At 30.6% G+C, this 19,527-nt stretch carries 20 protein-coding genes and 1 riboswitch; of the genes, 3 read left to right on the top strand and 17 right to left on the bottom strand.

All coding sequences use genetic code 11. The features are described from left to right. Window positions 1-3 precede the first annotated feature (3 nt). The 13 genes from PG914_RS03595 to PG914_RS03535 form a co-directional block, all read right to left on the bottom strand. Window positions 4-1,908 (bottom strand): ABC transporter substrate-binding protein, encoded by a 1,905-nt coding sequence (locus PG914_RS03595; protein WP_488822342.1) that lies wholly within the window; start codon window positions 1,906-1,908, stop codon window positions 4-6. Continuing rightward, complete coding sequence (locus PG914_RS03590) at window positions 1,905-3,308, bottom strand: family 43 glycosylhydrolase (RefSeq protein WP_488822341.1); 1,404 nt, start codon at window positions 3,306-3,308, stop codon at window positions 1,905-1,907. The genes PG914_RS03595 and PG914_RS03590 overlap by 4 nt, the downstream gene beginning before the upstream one ends. A 312-nt stretch (window positions 3,309-3,620) precedes the next feature. Beyond that, entirely contained in the window at window positions 3,621-4,721 is a 1,101-nt protein-coding gene (gene ald / locus PG914_RS03585) for an alanine dehydrogenase (protein ID WP_488822340.1), read from the bottom strand. Window positions 4,722-4,840: 119 nt separating this feature from the next. Further along, window positions 4,841-5,845, bottom strand: a complete 1,005-nt coding sequence (locus PG914_RS03580) for an oxidoreductase (RefSeq protein ID WP_488822339.1) — start codon at window positions 5,843-5,845, stop codon at window positions 4,841-4,843. A gap of 78 nt (window positions 5,846-5,923) precedes the next feature. Continuing rightward, window positions 5,924-6,136: a hypothetical protein gene (locus PG914_RS03575; protein ID WP_488822338.1), complete on the bottom strand. Its 213-nt coding sequence runs from the start codon at window positions 6,134-6,136 to the stop codon at window positions 5,924-5,926. A gap of 72 nt (window positions 6,137-6,208) precedes the next feature. Continuing rightward, a complete protein-coding gene (phnE, locus tag PG914_RS03570) occupies window positions 6,209-7,036 on the bottom strand; it encodes a phosphonate ABC transporter, permease protein PhnE (protein ID WP_488822337.1) in 828 nt (275 codons plus the stop codon). Further along, window positions 7,033-7,857, bottom strand: a complete 825-nt coding sequence (gene phnE, locus PG914_RS03565; RefSeq protein ID WP_488822336.1) for a phosphonate ABC transporter, permease protein PhnE — start codon at window positions 7,855-7,857, stop codon at window positions 7,033-7,035. The genes phnE (PG914_RS03570) and phnE (PG914_RS03565) overlap by 4 nt, the downstream gene beginning before the upstream one ends. Further along, entirely contained in the window at window positions 7,857-8,636 is a 780-nt protein-coding gene (phnC, locus tag PG914_RS03560) for a phosphonate ABC transporter ATP-binding protein (RefSeq protein ID WP_488822335.1), read from the bottom strand. The genes phnE (PG914_RS03565) and phnC overlap by 1 nt, the downstream gene beginning before the upstream one ends. 27 nt (window positions 8,637-8,663) lie before the next feature. Further along, window positions 8,664-9,656 (bottom strand): phosphate/phosphite/phosphonate ABC transporter substrate-binding protein, encoded by a 993-nt coding sequence (locus tag PG914_RS03555; protein ID WP_488822334.1) that lies wholly within the window; start codon window positions 9,654-9,656, stop codon window positions 8,664-8,666. Window positions 9,657-9,745: 89 nt separating this feature from the next. Then, window positions 9,746-9,860: riboswitch (purine riboswitch) on the bottom strand. A 120-nt stretch (window positions 9,861-9,980) separates the two neighbouring features. Then, on the bottom strand, window positions 9,981-10,349 hold the full coding sequence (locus tag PG914_RS03550; protein ID WP_488822333.1) for a Fur family transcriptional regulator: 369 nt from the start codon (window positions 10,347-10,349) through the stop codon (window positions 9,981-9,983). Next, complete coding sequence (locus tag PG914_RS03545) at window positions 10,342-11,160, bottom strand: metal ABC transporter permease (protein ID WP_488822332.1); 819 nt, start codon at window positions 11,158-11,160, stop codon at window positions 10,342-10,344. The genes PG914_RS03550 and PG914_RS03545 overlap by 8 nt, the downstream gene beginning before the upstream one ends. Then, complete coding sequence (locus PG914_RS03540) at window positions 11,153-11,836, bottom strand: metal ABC transporter ATP-binding protein (protein WP_488822331.1); 684 nt, start codon at window positions 11,834-11,836, stop codon at window positions 11,153-11,155. The genes PG914_RS03545 and PG914_RS03540 overlap by 8 nt, the downstream gene beginning before the upstream one ends. After that, a complete protein-coding gene (locus PG914_RS03535) occupies window positions 11,829-12,743 on the bottom strand; it encodes a metal ABC transporter substrate-binding protein (protein WP_488822330.1) in 915 nt (304 codons plus the stop codon). Before PG914_RS03535 ends, PG914_RS03540 begins: the two co-directional genes overlap by 8 nt. A gap of 97 nt (window positions 12,744-12,840) precedes the next feature. Here PG914_RS03535 and PG914_RS03530 point away from each other — a divergent pair, with 97 nt between their 5' ends. The 3 genes from PG914_RS03530 to PG914_RS03520 are packed head-to-tail and all read left to right on the top strand — an operon-like array spanning window position 12,841 to window position 15,455. After that, window positions 12,841-13,338 carry a methylated-DNA--[protein]-cysteine S-methyltransferase gene (locus PG914_RS03530; RefSeq protein ID WP_488822329.1) on the top strand — a complete coding sequence of 166 codons (498 nt, stop codon included), beginning with the start codon at window positions 12,841-12,843 and terminating at the stop codon, window positions 13,336-13,338. Between the two features lie 15 nt (window positions 13,339-13,353). Next, a complete protein-coding gene (locus PG914_RS03525) occupies window positions 13,354-14,244 on the top strand; it encodes a GNAT family N-acetyltransferase (protein WP_488822328.1) in 891 nt (296 codons plus the stop codon). Between the two features lie 8 nt (window positions 14,245-14,252). Then, a complete protein-coding gene (locus tag PG914_RS03520) occupies window positions 14,253-15,455 on the top strand; it encodes an endonuclease (RefSeq protein ID WP_488822327.1) in 1,203 nt (400 codons plus the stop codon). 55 nt (window positions 15,456-15,510) lie between these two features. Here the strand turns inward: PG914_RS03520 and PG914_RS03515 are convergent, their stop codons facing one another. From PG914_RS03515 to PG914_RS03500, 4 genes are all read right to left on the bottom strand, one after another. Beyond that, window positions 15,511-15,714, bottom strand: a complete 204-nt coding sequence (locus PG914_RS03515; RefSeq protein WP_488822326.1) for a hypothetical protein — start codon at window positions 15,712-15,714, stop codon at window positions 15,511-15,513. 190 nt (window positions 15,715-15,904) lie between these two features. Beyond that, window positions 15,905-16,042: a hypothetical protein gene (locus tag PG914_RS03510; protein ID WP_488822325.1), complete on the bottom strand. Its 138-nt coding sequence runs from the start codon at window positions 16,040-16,042 to the stop codon at window positions 15,905-15,907. A 171-nt stretch (window positions 16,043-16,213) separates the two neighbouring features. Then, complete coding sequence (locus PG914_RS03505) at window positions 16,214-18,424, bottom strand: S8 family peptidase (RefSeq protein ID WP_488822324.1); 2,211 nt, start codon at window positions 18,422-18,424, stop codon at window positions 16,214-16,216. Beyond that, entirely contained in the window at window positions 18,417-19,466 is a 1,050-nt protein-coding gene (locus PG914_RS03500; protein WP_488822323.1) for an AAA family ATPase, read from the bottom strand. Before PG914_RS03500 ends, PG914_RS03505 begins: the two co-directional genes overlap by 8 nt. Window positions 19,467-19,527 lie beyond the last annotated feature (61 nt).

Raw genomic sequence — 19,527 nt, 5'->3', positions numbered from 1 at the left:
ATTCTATTTTTCTTTTGTTGGTTTATAAATACCTGTAACAAATACTGTTGAGTTAGCATAGTGTAAATTTGTCTTAGCAACTAAGAAGAAATCCTCAGTATTTACACCTGGTACATAAGTTACGTTACGGTCAACACTCCAGTAAGACTCTAGTGGAACACCGTCAATCATACTGACATCAATGAAACTACCTGTAACGTTTTGATAGAATTGAACACCAATGTTCATCTTAGAAATACCTACAATAAGTGACCCGATAGTATCTTCTAATCGATCTTCAGGAAGTGAATATAAGATATCTACAACTTCTGAAAATTGAATTTTACCACCAGGGTTTTTAAGATCATCAACGACTAAGTTAATACGATTTGATAATGGTGAAATTTGACCATCATCACCAATCATGTCAGCTGGGAATCTTGGAATATGCGCATATCTGCTATAGACATCAGCAAATTGTTTCAATGAACCCGTTGGATATGAGAAACTCATATTTAAGTCAGTCCAGTGAACAACTAAATCATATGAACTATCTTCAGCAGTACCATTTGCATAAAGGTTTGAACCATCTGTTTTAATTAATACAGTATCGATACCAAAGCCATTAAGTGCTGCTTGTGCAGCCTCAGCTGATGCTGATTGTCCTGGATGGTTTTGGTCAACCCCCATATAAAGTTTGATTGGTTCACCATTTCTATGCCACTTGTTGTTAACTTTTGTCCAACCAGCTTCTTCTAATAATTGTGTTGCTTTTTGTTGATTAAATGAATAGTTAGTAATATCTTGGTAATAATCCCCAGTCCATCTTTCTGCTTCTGATGGTGCCATACCTAGAATTGATTTATATGAAGTAATCGCATATGGGTTACCAGCATTTTTAATCTCTTCTCTATTAAAGATGTATTGGAAAGCTTCTCTAACTTTATCTGTCCAATAATCTTTTTCTAAGTTGAAGATAATACCAATCGCACCTGGGTCAAACATCTTTAAGTGAACTAAGTTCTGATTTTGATTTAAGATTGCATTTAAAGTATCAATTGGTGCTAATCCATCTTGATAGTGGATTGTTCCGTTTGCTAGCATGTTATATGTTTGGTTTAGATCACTTGATGAATAAACTTCAACTGTATCAAACTCAACTAAGTCAGCTGCCCAGTGTTGTTTATTCTTAACCATAATCATTTGAGTAGGTGTAACTTTTTGAAGTTTAAATGGACCTGTTGCTACAAACCATGATGGATTATGTGCTCTATATGCTGCTGTGTTTGCTTGTAATTCAGCAATTTGAGATCCTGTTGAGAATTTATTGAATGCACCCCAAGTTGTTGAGTCATCAGGAATTGATGGACTTTCATTAACGATTCTAATTGCTATATCTGCATAAGTTTTAAATTCGTTATATTGAACTGTACCATTTCTATCTTGAGCAATTAATAATTCTTTAACGCTATTAACTGGTAATCTGTTTGGATTCCAAACAATTTTTACAGTTTTATCGTCAATTTTATCAATAGACATCATATAGTTAGTAGCTACTGTGTGATTTAAATAATAGTATGCAATAACGTCTTGAGCGACAAAATCATCACCATTGTGCCATTTAGCATTTTCTTTAATCTTAATGATAGTTTCTGTGTCACTAATGTGATCCATTGGACCATCTGCTAATTGTGGAACAATTTCATCTGTTGATCTAACGTATGTATAAAGACCTTCGACTGAAAACCAGTTTAATGGACCAATGTCAGTTCCTCCATTATAGTGATTAACAATCCCGTTTCTCTCCCAAGAAGAGATAATTTTAAAGGTTTTCTCACTATTGAATAAACTATTTTCACCACAAGCAAGTAAGATTGTTGATAGTGCTAAAAGCATAGTGAGCAGATAAAATCTTTTCATTAATTTCATACTTCATTCTCCTTTTTCAATTTTTTATATTGGACATTTTTAAATTCGACATCACCATGTTTGATGAATAGTGATAAACCACTTCCACCTTTTTGATACATTCTTGAAGATAAAGCAATTTTGTTATCGACATAACAAATACAAATATCTTTTTCTACAATGATTTTCACTTCATGTTCGTGATTTGTTTTAAATCGATAATTTCTATATACGTTTCTAAAGTTATTGAAACTCCAAGCCTCAACTGGTAAGTTATCAAATGATAATTTATCTTTCGCATAATCCATGAAGTATGCGTATGCAAAATCTTCTTTATGGTCATGTCGTAGCATTACACCAATTTGATATGCATCATCTGTTTTAAATTTAAAGGTAAGCATGTATGATTCATCAACTTCGTCTTTAACTAAAAATGACTTAAGTTTATCTTTTGATTGAATAATAACTTTATCGTATTCAAGTTCTGTTTCAAACATGTTTTCAATTGATGTAGGTAAACTTACATTAAGTGAACCATCTTTATCTTGATCAATCTTATGTACTTCTAAGCTACCGCCCCAATGCCAGAAGTTTTTATCATTTTCTTCATGCTTGGTAGGGTTCCATCCAAATAAGAATCGTTCATTCTTATCATTTGTTATACTTTTAGCTGCATAGAAGGCACGACCATCAAAAGCATCGTTCTTTAGAGCTTTCCATGGGCCATGTAATGAATCTGAAACGACATATCTTGTTAAGCATTGATCAGTAAATTCAGAGTAGATTAAATACCATTTACCATTAATTTTGAAAATATCAGGACATTCATGCGCATAGTATGCAGATGGCATCCAAATGACTTCATCAAATGTCCATTTAACTAAGTCGTCTGATTTATAGAGAATAGTTACACCTGATCTTGTTTTATGGGTATTTTTAGTTCTTGCAGTAATTACCATTTTATATTCGCCTTTAAATTCAAAAACGAATGGATCACGCCAATCATGTAATTCAAAATCAATACCTTCAGAATAAAATGTATCTTCTTTAATTTTTGTCCAGTGTACTAAATCATGACTCACTGCATGCATAATTGCTTGAACTTTTTTGCCTTCAACATCAAAGTGTGGATTATGACCAGTATAGAAAATATGATAAGTATCTTCTTTTTTAAATACAGAACCAGTAAAAATATATAAATCTTGTTCATCAATGCTTCCACGAGGTATAACTTCACCTAATTCTTTATATGAAGTAAAGTCCTTTGTCGTAACCAAATACCATGGTGTACCCTCACCATGAAGCTCTCTATCACGATAATCATGTAAATAGAAAAGTTTAAATTCTCCATTTTCATAAAACGGGATGATATCTGCTATAAACCCTTCATTTGGTTGATAAAAAATATTCTGTTTTGCCATATTTTCCTCTTCTTTTCTTATTTTTAGTGGCAACGTTGCCACTATGACTTTAATAATTAAGGTATAACCATTTATGATTTCCTTTATTTTTGTATTTATGATTCGATGTGGCAACGTTGCCATATTACTATAAAATATTAAGCGTTTTGTTATTTTTTTATCAAAGTAAACGCTATCATTCACACATATAATATATCTAATGTTTTAAGATGTCAAGCATTTTAATAAAGAATATGACAACGTTACCAATTTGAGTAAATAAAAAAGAACTCTAATGATAAAAACATAAATAAAGTTCTTTTTAAGTTTCAATTATACTTCTAATATCGTATGAGGTAATTCAAAAGCATCCGCTACTTCTTTAATCACTAATTTCCCTTCATAAGTGTTTAACCCATGTCTCAATGCACCAGATTCCTTAACTGCTTTTTCTAAACCTTTATTCGCAAGTTCTAAACCAAATTTCAAAGTTGCATGATTTAATGCAATGGTTGAAGTCTTAGGCACAATTCCAGGCATATTAGCAACACAGTAATGAATAATACCATTAACAGTAAATACTGGTTCTTGGTGGGTTGTTGGATGTGAGCTTTCAGTACTTCCACCTTGATCGATTGCAACATCGACGATGATTGCACCTTTTTTCATATGACGATAATATGATTTTTTAATTAATTTTGGAGCTTTAGCACCAGGTAGTAAAACACTTGAGACAATGATTTCTGAATCACTTAAATGTTTAATTAAGTTTTCTTCATTAGATACATCAGTCTTAATATTTGGATATTTTTCTTTTAATGTTTCTAGTGTTTTTGGATTAATATCAAGAACTGTTACCTCTGCACCAAGACCATAGGCTTGAGATAAGGCAGCACGACCTACAACGCCACCACCAATAATTAAAACTTTAGCCGGGTTTACACCAGTTACACCAGATATGAGTAATCCAACCCCATGATTACTCTTATATAAGAATCTAGCACCTTCTAAAATAGAAAGTTTACCAGCAACTTCACTCATTGGTCTTAGACAAGGAAGTCCAGTTTCATCTTTAATGGTTTCATAAGCAACACTATTTACACCACTTTTTAATAAAGCTTTAACAAGTGGTAAGTCAGCTGCTAAATGTAGATAAGTATAAATTAATAACCCTTTTCTAAAATACTTATATTCAGACTTTATTGGTTCTTTAACTTTAATCATCATATCGACTTTTTTCCAAATATCAGCTGCATCCAAAACGATGATGGCACCTGCTTTTTTATAATCAGTATCTTTAAATCCAGAACCAAGACCTGCACCTTTTTCAATTAAAACATGGTGCCCTGCTTTTACATAAGATGATACTGATTGAGGTGTTAAACCAACTCTGTTTTCATTGTTTTTAATCTCTTTGACACACCCTATATTCATATTAAATTATCCCCTTTGGACGAATTAAATTCACCACTTATAGTTTAACAAAAAATATTTTGTATGACTTAAATGATGAATTAAAAAAGTAGATGATATCCATCTACTTCTATATTTTTTTATTCTTTAGTTTTTAATTGAGCAATTCTTACGTATTGTTTAGGTACTAAATTCTTATCAAATTTAAACAAGAATGTTGGTTCTTTTAGTAGTTTTCTTCCAAAGTAGATCATATCGATATCTAAGTCTTCTGAAAGTTTATTAGCATCCTCAAAATCATCTAATTGCCCACCAGCAATCACTGGAAGATTCGTTTCTTCTTTAATGATTCTTGCAAAATCTACTTGATAACCTGGATAGTCATTTACTTGAACTGGGATGACACCACCACTTGAGACGTGAACCAAATCCAAGTCTTTTTTAACGTGATTGATAATTGCTGCTAAATCATAAGGTGTTAACCCCAACTCACTATATTCGTAAGCACTAATTCTAATTTGTAGTACTTTATCACTTGGCCAGTATTTCTTTATTTCATCAATGACTTCTTTTAAGAAGTTTGAACCATCTTTATATGAATCCGTTCTTTGATTAGTTAGAGGTGATAAAAACTGGTTAATTAAATATCCATGTGCAGCATGGATTTCTAATGCATCAAATCCTGCTTTATTAGCACGCTCTGCCGCTTTTCCAAATGCTTTTATGATTTCTTTTATTTCTTCAATTGTTAAGATATGTGGTTTTTGATATGTATCTAAAAATGGTTCATCGGTAACAGACACAATTTGTTCATTAACCCTAGCTTTTCTACCTGCATGATTTATTTGAATACCTATTTTAGTACCATATTGATGTACACCATCAACAATACGTTTTAAGCCATCAATTTGATCATCACTCCATAAACCTAAATCATTCATAGAGATTCTACCATTTGGCATAACTGCTGTTGATTCAATAACGATGTAACCTACACCACCGATTGCACGGGTTGTATAATGTGTGTAATGAAAGTCTGTTGCGATACCATCTTCTTTATCCACGCTATACATACACATTGGAGGCATCACCACTCTGTTTTTTAAGTTTAAGTTTTTAATTGTAATGGGTTCTAATAGTTTCATATAAATCCTCCTAATATGTCTTATTATACAACGTATAATATAAAAACTCATCTTTCTTTAGAAGATGAGTTTATTTTGTTAAATGATGAGATAGATGATAAATAGATATGAAAGGATTAATAATATCAATCCATTTACTTGATAAAACAGAGCATATCCGTAATTAGATTCATACTTTTTATCATACTTATTTTTAGTTATTTTAATCATTAATTGATTGATCACATTTGGAAATGTCATTGAGATTAAACCCATGATAAATAAAGGAATTGAGATTAGGAATGATATCATTTGTTAGTTATTTAAACTTGATTCAACTTCTATATCTTTTATCTAAAAAAAAATAATCTAACACATGAATATTTAAACCAATTTTTTTCTAAGTTTAGTTGAGATATATTCGATAGATAAAACCATAACCATAATGGCTATAATGATTGCACTAATACCCTCCCAATTTCTTTCACTTGAAGCATAAGATATTGGTGCACCTAGTCCACCAGCTAATACAAACCCTAGAATAAAACTGCTTCTTATATTAATATCAAATCTATATAGAATGATGGATAGAAAATCAGGCATGACATTAGGTACAACTGCATATCTTAGTTTTTGAAATGTTGTCGCACCAACTGCATCTAATGCCTCTATTGGGCCTTTATCCATATTTTCTATGGCTTCACTATATAATTTTCCAAGCATACCAACAGAATGAATTCCAATTGTGATTGCACCAGCAAATGCCCCAGGACCAACGAGTCCAATTAAAATAATAGCAAGTACAATTTCAGGAAATGTTCTGATTAAGATTAAAACAAAATCACTCACCTTTGAAGTTTTATTCCCTGTTATATTTTTACTTGCAAGGACACCAATTGGAAGGGCTAAAATAGCACCAATAATCGTACCAACAAAAGCAATTGCTAATGTTTCAATTGAAAAATAAATGACACTTTGACTGAACTTATAGATTTCTAAACCAAATAGCCAATCCCAATCCGGATTCAAAAATCTTCTAATTGTATTAGGGAAATTGGTAATAAAGGTCTCTACTGAACGCCAGTTAATAGATGAATCACTAATAGAATAAACAAAGAATAATGAAAAGAGTAAAGTGATGGTCCCATTAATGATCCAAGTCTTTGGCTTTTGCTTTAATTTAGTGTTTAAACTTAATTGATTTTCTGTCATTGTAACTTCCTCCTAATTGCATTAGAAGAGTAATTTAGAATGACAACCATCAAGGTTAATAGAATGATAATTAAACCAGCTTTATCACGGTTATACCATTCAAGAGGTCCTAAGTTTTCTCTTAAAATTTGTCCAATCCCACCAGCACCAACATAAGCTAATATGACAGATGCTCTAATATTTATTTCAAACACATAAATAAAGTATGAAATGAGGATTGGTTTTACTTGAGGGATCACTGCAGTATGGATTTTTTGTAAGGTAGTAGCACCAGTTGCATCAAGTGCTTCTAGTGGTGTCATATCAATTGTTTCTAAAGATTCATAAATCATCTTAGCTAATATCCCAAAACTAAAAACTGATACAGCAATGGTACCTGCTGTATTACCAAAACCAATAAACGCTGCAACTAAAACAGCAATAATAGCAATCGGCATCGTTCTAACTAAAGAAAGGATGAATTTAGTTGTTTCATTAATCCATTTAATTTTGATGAGATTATTTGCTGAAATTAATGCAACTGGTATGGCAAAAATTGCGCCTATTGCAGTGCCTGCAAATGAAGTTCTAATGGTTTCCATAAATGGTGTCCAAATTTCAATTGTATAACTAAAATAATCACCCCAATCTCTACCGTTTTGTGGAGTGAATAATTGTCTAATTAACGTAAAGAAACGATCAAACTTAATATTATATACAGTAATTGGTGTCCAAGTTAGTGCATAGATAAAAAGGATAAGGACAATAAGAAAATAAACCCAATTTAAGTTAGTTGGTTTTTTAATGACTTTACCATTTGGTAAAACATAAGATTTTGCCACTATAAAACCACCTCAGCTTTTTCTAACACTTCATCCTTGGTGAGTTTTCTACCATATATATTTTCTAATACAGCTTCTGTAACTTCACTTGTCTTTCCATCAAAGACAATTCTACCTTCTTTAATACCGATAACTCTTGAGGCATACTTTAATGCTAAATCGACATGGTGCATATTGGTAATAATCGTAATACCAAATTCTTTATTAATTCTTTGAAAATCATCCATCACAGATAAAGTAGTGATTGGGTCAAGTGATGCAACCGGTTCATCTGCAAGAATTAATTTTGGTTCTTGAGCAAGCGCTCTTGCTAGGGCTACTCTTTGCATCTGACCACCTGATAATCTATCTGCTCTTTCAAATGCTTTATCAAGAATCCCCATTTTATCCAGTGCTTCTAATGCTAAGATTTGATCACTTTTAGGGAATATACCAAAAAGTGTTTTGAAGGTAGAGTGGTAAGCCACTCTACCTGCTAACACATTTTTAAACACGCTCATTCGCTTTACTAAATTAAATGATTGGAAAATCATTCCAATATTTCTTCTAAAGATTCTTAAATCTTTCCCATGAATCGTTGAAACATCAACATGATCAAAATAAAGTTTTCCACTTGTGATGTCGTGAATCTTATTAATCGTTCTTAGTAAAGTAGATTTCCCTGCTCCAGATAGACCAATGATTGCAACAAATTCACCTTCATGAATTTCAAGATTAATATCTTTTAAAGCTTTAAAACCATTCGGGTAAACTTTTGAGACATTTTCAAACTTAATCATGTCTATCCCTCCAAAAAACTTATTTATTTAACTTAAATTATCGCGTTTAAATATGTAAACTTCTCTTTCACCAGCATAATCTTCATCTTTTGATTTTAAATATCCAGTATGAGAATAAACTGATAGAATATCAAGACCCTCTTCAGTTTCAATGATTGCTAAGAATGCATCTTGAATTTGAGTCTTTAAAGTAGCACTTAATGAACTGATTACTGAAATTGTGTCATTATAAACACCAGGTGTTAAAGCTACGACTTTAGTCTTCTCAAAAATATCTGCATATTCTGAAACTAAATTACTTCTTGCATCCATGAATGTAAAGGCTGCATCAAAGTCACCATTATAAACAGCTAATGCAGCATTTGGATGTCCTGATACGACTGTATATTGAACTTCACCATTTGCAGCATTTGGTGTACCTGAAACAAACTTCAGATTGTTTTGATGAAGAAGGACTGAAGGATATACGAAACCAGAACCTGAAGTTGTGGCTTGAGTAGCAACATTCTTACCAGCAAGGTCAGCCACGGAATTAATATTACTATCTTTAGGAACAATTAAAATTGAATGATAGAAAGTAACATTTTTTTCAGATAATTGTGCAGTATAATTAGGACTTTGCATATTTGCTAAAAGTTGTTGTTCACTTACTAAATTACCAGATGCATCAAACTGTGCTTGGAATCCTTTTCTAACAGATGTTAAGATGACTTCAACATCACCAGGATACTCTGTAGAGACCGCTGCATATTGTTGACCAGTTAAGAACCCTACATGAATGGTTCCTGCTAACATACCTTCTACAACTGAGTCATAGTCTGTACCAAGAATAACTTCAAATTCTTTGCCAGGAACTTGTGCTTCTAAGAGTTCTTCAAGTTCAGTTGCACGAGTAATAACCGCGCTTGCTGAATTTGATGGAACAAAGGCAACAACAATCTTATCTGGATCGTTAGATCCACAAGCCACTAAAACTAGTGACATGATACCTACAAAAATTAAGACAATGAGTTTCTTCATTAATTTCTCCTCTTTTTATTTTTTTGTAACAAACATAAAGAAAACCACGAGATCATCGTGGTTTAGTCTAAATACGTATAAAAAGAAAAAAGTAATTTTTCTATGTACGTAGTCTAGGTATTTCGGCACCTAGGTAGAGACTTGACCACCGATGTACACCGATGTATCTGGTCGATTATACGTTACATTTGATACTACTCTCATTATAAAAAATATGTGTTTGGTTGTAAAGCAATTTATCTTTAAAAATTTTCGTACGTTTTTTAGTACTTTTCTAAATAAAAAAGTGCAACCTTAATACGAGATTACACTTAATATTTTTAATTAATTTGTTTTACAGTTCTTACATACACCATAAAAGTTTAAATCATGTCTAGAAACAACAAATCCATATTTCTTTTCAATTTCAAGAATCATTTCATCAATATGACAATCCATCTCAAACTTTTCTTTGCATACTTCACAAATCATAAAGTGATGATGATCATGTTCATTAATAAAATAAAAGGCAGTATTATCTAAATAATTTTTAGAAACAATCCCTTCTTGATAAAACTTATCAAGTGCACGATAAACAGTTGATAGATTTAAATTATTACCTAAGATTGAAATTATTTGTTCAGCACTTTTTGGTGCATCACTAGATTTTAATGCATTATATATAGCTTCTCTTTTTTGGGTAAGCTTAGTCATAGATATGCCCCCTTACTAATTTTTTTATTAAAGATATACTGATGAATAATATCATATAGGTAATAACAATCATACTTCCTGCGGGTAAATTTAAGAAATGTGCTAGAATAACGCCAACTAAGACAACACCTAAAGTTAATCCCATACCTGTTATAATTAATGATTTAAAGTTTTTAGCAGTAATGTTTGATGTAACAACAGGGAAGATTAATAATGATGAAATGAGTAAGACACCAATACTTCTAACCCCCACCACAACAAAGATACCAGTTAATACAGCAAATACATAAGATAGTACTTCTGATTTCACACCATTTAATTTAGAATAAGTAAAATCATAAGTTAATGAAATCATCTTACGGTAATTAAGAAGAATAAATCCTGCAACAAGTATGAAGACAATTAAACTTAAAAATACATCTTGAGTTGTACGAAGCCAAAGGTTACCTGAAATTAAACTTTCTAAATTAATATTTGAGTTTGAAAATTTAATCACAATTAAACCAATAGCAAACCCAACAGATGATACCATACCAAGTGCAGCATCACCTTGGATTTTAGTTTTAGTTGAAATCCATTTAACTAAAATACTCGCAATAGCAACAATAGGGATGGCAAGATAATAAGGGTCATCCATGAAAAATAATCCAATCGCTAGTGCAGTAAATGATACATGTGATAATCCATCTGCAATTAAGCTTTGTTCATTTAAGACAATAAATGGAGAAAGGATACTAGCAGTTAAACCTAAGAAGATTACAATCCAAATACCATTTTTTAATATATCTAATAATAAGAATAAATTATCCATGATGATGTCCCTCGTGTTCAAATGCTTTAAAATCTTCAAACCCTCCAAAGAACTTAACGTCTCTATCGATATACATCACTAAACTGTCTTTTAATATCACATCGGTTAAGTCGTGGGTAATATGAATAATCGTTAAATTCATTTCTTTTCTAATTTCTTTTAAGATATCGTAAAACTTCTCTCTAAAGTTTGGATCAAGTGCACTTGCTGGTTCATCTAGAATTAATAAATCTGGTTTTGAAATTAAACTTCTTATAAAGTAAATACGTTGAAGTTCACCACCAGATAAGTGATTCATCTTCTTATGAATAATTGATGTTTCTAAATTCATTTTCTCTAACCAAGAAATCATTAATGCCTTATCTTCTTTAGAGATCACTAGTTTTTGATTTTCAAAGCCAGTGTATAAGAATTCAGATACTGCTAGTGGGAAATGTCTTTTAATTTCTTGGCGTTGTGGTACATAGCCAAGTCTTAGACAATTCTTAGTAATTTTTCCACTATCAACTGATAGTTCACCAATTAAACTTTTAATTAAGGTTGTCTTACCTGCGCCATTTGGACCAACAATATTTAAGAAGTCACCTCTTCTTACATCAAATGATAAATGTTTAATGACTTCATGGGTTCCATAGAGTATAGAGACATCTTCATAGCTAATAATTATATCATTCATATTTATGTACCTCTTTAAGGTTTTCTATGTTTCTTAATAGTAAATCAATATATGTAATACCTTCATTAAATTCATCAAGCGATACTTTATGATAGCCATGAAGTTCTAAAAATTTAATCGATGGTATAGCTTCTTTAATGAAGTTTACATAACTTTCATTAACAAACTCTTCAGTAAAGACAATTTTTACATTCTTATCTTTTAATAGTTTAATGAATATATTGACATCTTCACTGGTTGGATCACTATGTGGATTAATTGAATTTTCAAGTGGTGTGATTCTAATATTGAAAAACTCACTAAATCCTTGTAAGGCATTGTGTCCTACAAAGTATATTTCATCAATTGGGTTATCTCTTAAGTACAATTGAAATGAAACATTTGTATCAGTAAGTAATGTTGTATAACTATCCCAGTTTAATTCAAATGAATCTGATAGTTCTGGAAACATTTCACTTAAATAAAAGTAAACCTCATCAATGATATGCAAGTAAGTCTTTGGATTCGTCCAGAAGTGTTCACCATGATGATGATCGTGATCTTCATCTTCATGTTCTTCATGCACTTCTTCTATAAATGATGATAGATTGATATATGCTGCATCTTGATTTATAAAGTTTTCTAAACCTTCTTCATTGTTTAACCAAGTCTCATATTCAAAACCTAAGATAACAAGTAATTTAGTTTGTTTAATTTTAAGTAAGTCTTTAGATGTTGGTTCATAATCATGGTAGTCTTGATTAACCGCGGTTAACACACCAACCTTTAATTCATCTCCAACAACTGACTTTACAACATCATAGGTAATAAAGTTTGTTGTTAAAATATCGTATGATTCTACCTCTTGACATGCTGTGAATATGAAGATTGATAGTAAAATAAATATAGATGTTACAATTTTTTTCATAGTGAAACCTCATTTGCGAATCATTTGCAAATAGATTATATCACTTCAAATTACTTTTGCAAATGATTTGCAGAAAATATGTTAGGGGAAATACATAATGATAAATAAACATATCAACTGGGATGAGGAGATTAATTGGCGTTATCTATTCTTCTTTGAATATAAAGAATGGAAGTTTACGATTGAGGCTAATGATCAAGGTATTACAAGCCTTTATGAAAGCTCATATATTATTGATTACCATGGAACCTTTAGAGAAGATAAAGCAGTAGAAAAACGTTATAAGGGTTACTTAAAACGTTTCTTTGAAGGTAAAGATGTCTCTAGTGTTCCACTTAGTTTAGTAGGTACACCTTTTGAAGTAAAGGTGTGGGAAGAACTAAGAAAGGTTAAACCAGGAGAAACTGCAAGTTATAAAGATATTGCAGAACGCATTGGAAACCCTAAAGCTTATCAAGCAGTTGGAAATGCAGTAGGTAAGAATCCCGTAATGTTATTTGTTCCATGTCATAGAATCATAAAATCAGATGGTTCTATTGGAGGATTCTCATCTGATCCAAAACTAAAAGCATATTTATTAGAAAATAAACTATAAAGGAAAACTTAAAACATGACGCACACACTAAATACACTCTATACGTTTTATAAAGAAAATATAAAAGAAACACGATATGTTTTACAGGATAAAAACAATTTTGAAAGAATGATTTCAAATCAACGCTATCAAACCACACATGATGGTAATTCAATTACTGGTTTAATCATTTATAGCGATGATTCTGAAAAAGGAATATATATTCAAATGGTTTTAGGACCAATTGAAAATAAAAAGATTTTATTAGAAAGATTAATCAAAGAAACAAATAAAACTATTTGGGTACACTTCTTCCATAAATTTGGTGTGCCTTGGTATGTAGATCATAAGCATATCCATCCAAATTACCAAGGTGAATTAATTGGTAGTGAACTACATAATCTCTATCAAGCATTAGGTTTTATTGAACACTCTATTGAAGATACTTACTTTATGGACCTAAGTGAGTTTAAATTAAAGGATTCAGTAGTTAGTAATTTAGAAGTTGTTAAGAACGAAGGATATGAAGTAACTCTATATAATAAAGATGTGCATTATGGATTAAAAGAATTTGCTGAAGGTTTAGGTTCGAGAAGTTTTAGTGAAGCGATTTTAAATAACCTAAACCGTGAAAACCCTTATCCAATTGTAACAGCTTTATACAACAAAAAAGAAATCGGTTTTGCCGGACCTATGCATATTGCAGAAGATAAACGTGGTATCTTTTATGGTATTGAATTAAATGAAGACCATAGAGGTAAAGGTCTTGGAAAAGCACTCTTTCAAATGTTAGTGTATAATTTACAACAAATGGGTGCAGAATATATGACACTATTTACCGGACGAACAAACCCAGCAAGAAATATTTATATGGATGCAGGATTTAAGATTATGCATTCATTTTCGACGCTAAAACTTGTGAGGTAATCTTATAGATGTTTGATAAAGTTGAAAATAAGAACTTACTCCATGTTATTATTTACTCGATATTTATCACACTAGCAATATTTAGTTTATTAATTTTAGAACTTAGAACTTTTTGGACACCACTTGTTCTACTTCTTTTGTATCTTGCAGCAAACTTTTATATCATAACAAAATATGATATAGATGCAAAAGAATATAGAAACAGATATCATCAATTACACTTTGGAATATTACTCTTTACTATATTCTTATCCTTGTTATTTACTTATTGGTATATCTTTTTAATTGGATTTAACTTAGTGAGTTTAATAACTAGTAACGATTTAGAATTTAAAACCGAGTTTAAAAACATCTTACTTAACATAACAGTATTTGTTATCTTAGGTTCGTTTTTAATCTCGGTTTATTTTTTAATTGGTGGTTTATTCATTATTGGATTAATTACTGAATATCATGAATCAAATATAGAAGATCATGATTATAAATTCTTTGATGTTTATATTCTAGGTATACTTCTATTTAGCCTAGTAGCATCTTTAGTAAATGGTAATTTCTTATTTCTTCTATTAATTCCATTAAGTTTCTTTAAATTTGATTATTACAGGAAGTTTAAGTTCATAAAGACAATTCTTTTTAATAAATCAAATATTTTATATACAGTGATTACTTATTCTATAGTCTTGCTTATGGTATTACTTCTATCTATTGAATTAAGAGTCGTAACAGCAAACGAAAAAGGGATACCTCATAATACTTATGAAGTATCCCAAGTAAGAGCTATTCATGGAACGTATGTATTATATGGATATTCTACTTCACTAATACCTAATACTGAACATGTTTATGCTAGAAGCTGGGCAATAGTTGATAATCAAGAATTACCATTTGTGAATGATCTTCATAATCTATATGCTGCAGATCCTGTTATTAATACTCAAAGAGGTAACATGATGTTTGGATATGAAGAAGGTATGTATGAACCTGAGGATAGATGGAAAGGCAATATAGCAAGAGTTCTTCTCTATATGTATGTTACTTATCCTGAGGTGAGAAATTCTGGTAAGATTGATGTTTCACTGATGAAAGAGTGGAGTAAATTAGATCCTGTTGATGAAGGTGAAAGAAATAGAAACAGAATTATTGAATCAATAGGTAATAACCCTAGCAATATATTTATTGATAGTCCTTGGTTAGTGAATTTTGTAGTGTAAAAGAAAAACACCTAGTGATAATCTAGGTGAAAAAACTTTTGTTTTTAATTATCCATTATCTTGATTTTGCATATGAAAACAATAGTAATCCAGCAACTAGTGTTGCATATGATAATGCATGATAATTTATAAAAGTCAAAAATGGCATTTTAAATAATACTAAATCTACAATATGTGGAATCGAGAATAAAACAGCTATAGATCCACATACAATGAGAATAATACCTATAATTGCTAATTTGTCATTTGAATTTTTCATACTTTCTCTCTTTCTTGATTCCAATAATGAATCAAAAATATTTCATGATTGAAACATCATACTTGCTTCTTACAGGTTTAAAGAAAATATGTGTTTCCTTTGAAAAGAGAAATTGATGTGGTATAATTGCTTACGAGTTAGGCCCACATCAATTTGGGCAGTTAGTAGATTTTATACAGCAATATAAAGTCTACTTTTTTTTATTTGATGACTTTGTTTGAGATAATGCACTACAAGCTATTGACTTAGCTTTTGAACTATATCTGTCGTCTCTTAGAACAGTTGAAGCTTTTGAAGCTACTACTTTAGAAGTTTGCTTTTTGTTCATTAGTCTTTTCTCCTTCTATTTAATGTAATGTTTGAATCATATTCCTGATTCAAATTCAAATCATAATGTTTTAGGAAAACATCATAACCGATATAATATTTAATCGATTATATTTTGAAAGTTGCAGCTTGATTTTATTTAAATAAACCAAGCTGCAACATCAATCAATAATTAATCGAATTTGATTGTTTCTTCAGCTTTTTCATAAATGTCAATGCGGCTTTCAACATTGATTCTATTAACTATCCAACCGTTTAAACTAAACATTTGAATAAAGTCTTCAACTCTATTGACACCATTTATTTCTTTTAAAGTTACTACTACTCCAAATCGAATACCGGTATCAGCTTTTGTACCTAATCGATCCTTCGTAACAACCTTCATACCCCACAATTTGGAATTATATACTTGTTTCCCTTTGGGATTCAGTGTATTTTTATCGCGCAAATGCTTAATGTTGTCCCACTTTCCAAATTCTTTTCTACTTGTTTCTTCGGTAACTGGACCCTCATCTAGACTTTGCTTATTCTTATTGATTGAAGCAATTTTTAATTTATCGTTTATTCTTCCAAAATAGATGTCTAATTCATTATTAGTGTAGTCAACACCTTGATTTCTAGAGCATTTTGGAAAATAACATAAAGTTGCTCTTGCTATAAAAGGGTATGTTTCTTTATGAAATGGTATTGGGAAACGATAACTGTATGTATCAAACATTTCAGCAACTTCTGATAATACAAATCTTATCTCATCATCTTTTGTTTTAACAATGTCTTCTATGTGTACCGGTATGATCCCATGACCAACAATGTGGTTAGGATTATTATGCCATCCAATTGCTGAGTCAACGAGTAAGGCTTTTGCAATTTCTCTATTAAAACCTAAAATCTCAATTAAATAGCATAATTTTCTTGCAATCCAAGGTGCAGAATATGACGTACCATAAACATTTACAATTCCACTGGAATCAACTGCTTTTAGTGGTTCAATATTTGTACCACCGTAATAACTAATGTCTGGCTTTGTAAAGTAATCAAGGACAGGACCTGTTCTTGAGTAATCAGTATAATTACCTCTAAAATCTATCGAATTTACAACAATAGAATTAATTGAATCTGCTGGTGATCCGATTTTTTTCATAGTTAAATCCGGGTCATTTGTTCCTGCAATAACAAATATCACATCATTTTCGTATTGAATACGATCTAATGTCTCAGCTTCTATCGATATAAAGTTTCTATGAATCTCTGTATTTGATCCAAGTGATAAATTCCATACTTTAATATTTGGGTTATTTGTAACAATTTTTTTTATGTTTCTCATAATCAAAGTAGAACTAAATCTCCCGGCAAGAGCTACACCAAAATGTTTAACTCTAAATCTACCACAACCATCATCTAAACTAGGATTTAGCGAGGGTCCATCAACAATAATTGAAGTCACTCTGGTACCGTGTTTTTTATCAATTTCTCGTACTTCTATGTCATCACTTATCATTTTTTCATATTCTACCCATTTACTAAAATAAACGCTGGTATCAAATTGTGTATCAATAACACCAATAATAGGTTCATTATTAGGATCTGGTATATACATTGTTTGATTAAATGGTTTTTCTTTGAAGTCACTTGGTGAATATTCAGATATATCTTCAACTGCCATTGAAATCAAATGAGGAATCGTGTCGATTAAAATTTGTATTTGGTCTTTAGATAATACAACAGTTGTCGAGTTTAATATTTTTGCTTGATCAATATTAAGATTAATTTTTTCTAATATTTCTTTTGATGTTAATTCTGTTCTATAAAATGTTATTACACTATCTCTATCTGTTGTAAATTCTGCATTTTCTATTCCAAATTTTTCAATGTATGATACATCGACAATTAAATTTTGAAATGTACTTTTAGATATCTTCTTATTATCAAAGATTATCCTATTAAATTTTTCTGGTTTGTTGAATTCCAAGTATGTTACAGGATCATTGAAATGTTTTCTCACTATCTCAACAGCATACTCAATTTGTTGAATCCCTTTATAGATTGATTCAATTGGAACATAATGAGTAATTATATGATTTCCATTTTCTCCATACTTTGCACCGACAATTGTATCATTAGATGATTGACCAGTTTTTTTAAAAAAAGCACTTGTTCTATTACTTTTTGCAGCAACCTTGTTGTAATATACACTCACCATTACATCTTTTACAATTTTGTTTTGCATGTAAGCAAAAGTACTTGCAATGTGAGATAAATCATTTTGCAATTTCAACAATCGTTCAATAGAAACTACGTTCTTTCTAGCAAGTGTTGGTGCACCAGGCTTACTTGGATTACTTCTATGTTCAAATGGTCCCTTTATATGCAATAAATCATTCATTTTGAGTCACCTTCAACTCTCTTGAAACTTGGCTTCTTGATATCCCTGTTAATGCTTCAACTTCTCTTACAGTAAAATCCATTTCATAGAGTTCTTTCAATGAGTAATTATTTATATCACCTTTTATATGACTAAATAATCTAATTAAATAATCATATTCGATTGTTGGATTACTAAATCCTAATGAAGTTTTAATTATATTTTTAAGATCACCAGGATACGGAATTGTTTCATAAAGATTAATGATTTTTCTAAATAATCTTACATCCTTTTTAACTTTATCAAATTTATTAATAAAACTATTTAATATAGTCTCTGCTATATCAATTAGATCTTTTCTCGAATATCTATTGAAATTAAGAACAGAGTCAAATCTTCTGAGTAATGCTTTATCAAATTGTTCATATAAATTAGTTGTTGCAATTAAAACTACACCTTCATTTAATTTATCTAACTCCTTTAAAATAGTCGATGTTGCTCGCCCCATTTCTCTCAAATCATTAGAATTTATTCGATCTAAAGCAATCGTATCAATCTCATCAAATAAAACTATAAAATTCGTTGGATATGGCACCCTATTAATTTCATTAAAAACTGTTACTATATTCTTAGCAGTTTGTCCTAATCGGCTATCAATAAGTTCTGAGGTATCAACTATTAATAATCTTCGATTTAATAATCTAGCAATTTGCTTAACAGATTCGGTTTTTCCTGTCCCTGGTGCACCTTCAAATAGAAACTTGTGCATTCCTATCTTATGATTGATAGCATTAATAATTCCTTTAATATCATCTAGTATTAATGACGGCAAAGGTAATTGATCATTGTTGCTTTCTATTTGTCTTAAAAATCTAGAATTAATTTCTAAATTTTGAGGTATAAACACATTAGCATCAGAAACTAATGACATGATATATTCAGCAATGTCATTATCTCCTACCGAATCAAAATAACGCGCTATTTCAAACGCTTCATTTTTGAATTGAATGTCGTTTTTTTCTGCATGGTATTTAATTAAGTTTATTACATTCTTTTTCTTCATATTTTTCACCTACTCAAATTATATATTATTTTTGGGACAAAGTAAATATGTTTTGAGACAA

It is taken from the genome of Acholeplasma sp. ORD1043 (assembly GCF_057808485.1).
The sequence above is the reverse complement of the archived record's forward strand: the minus strand, read 5'-3'. Positions and strand labels throughout refer to the sequence as shown.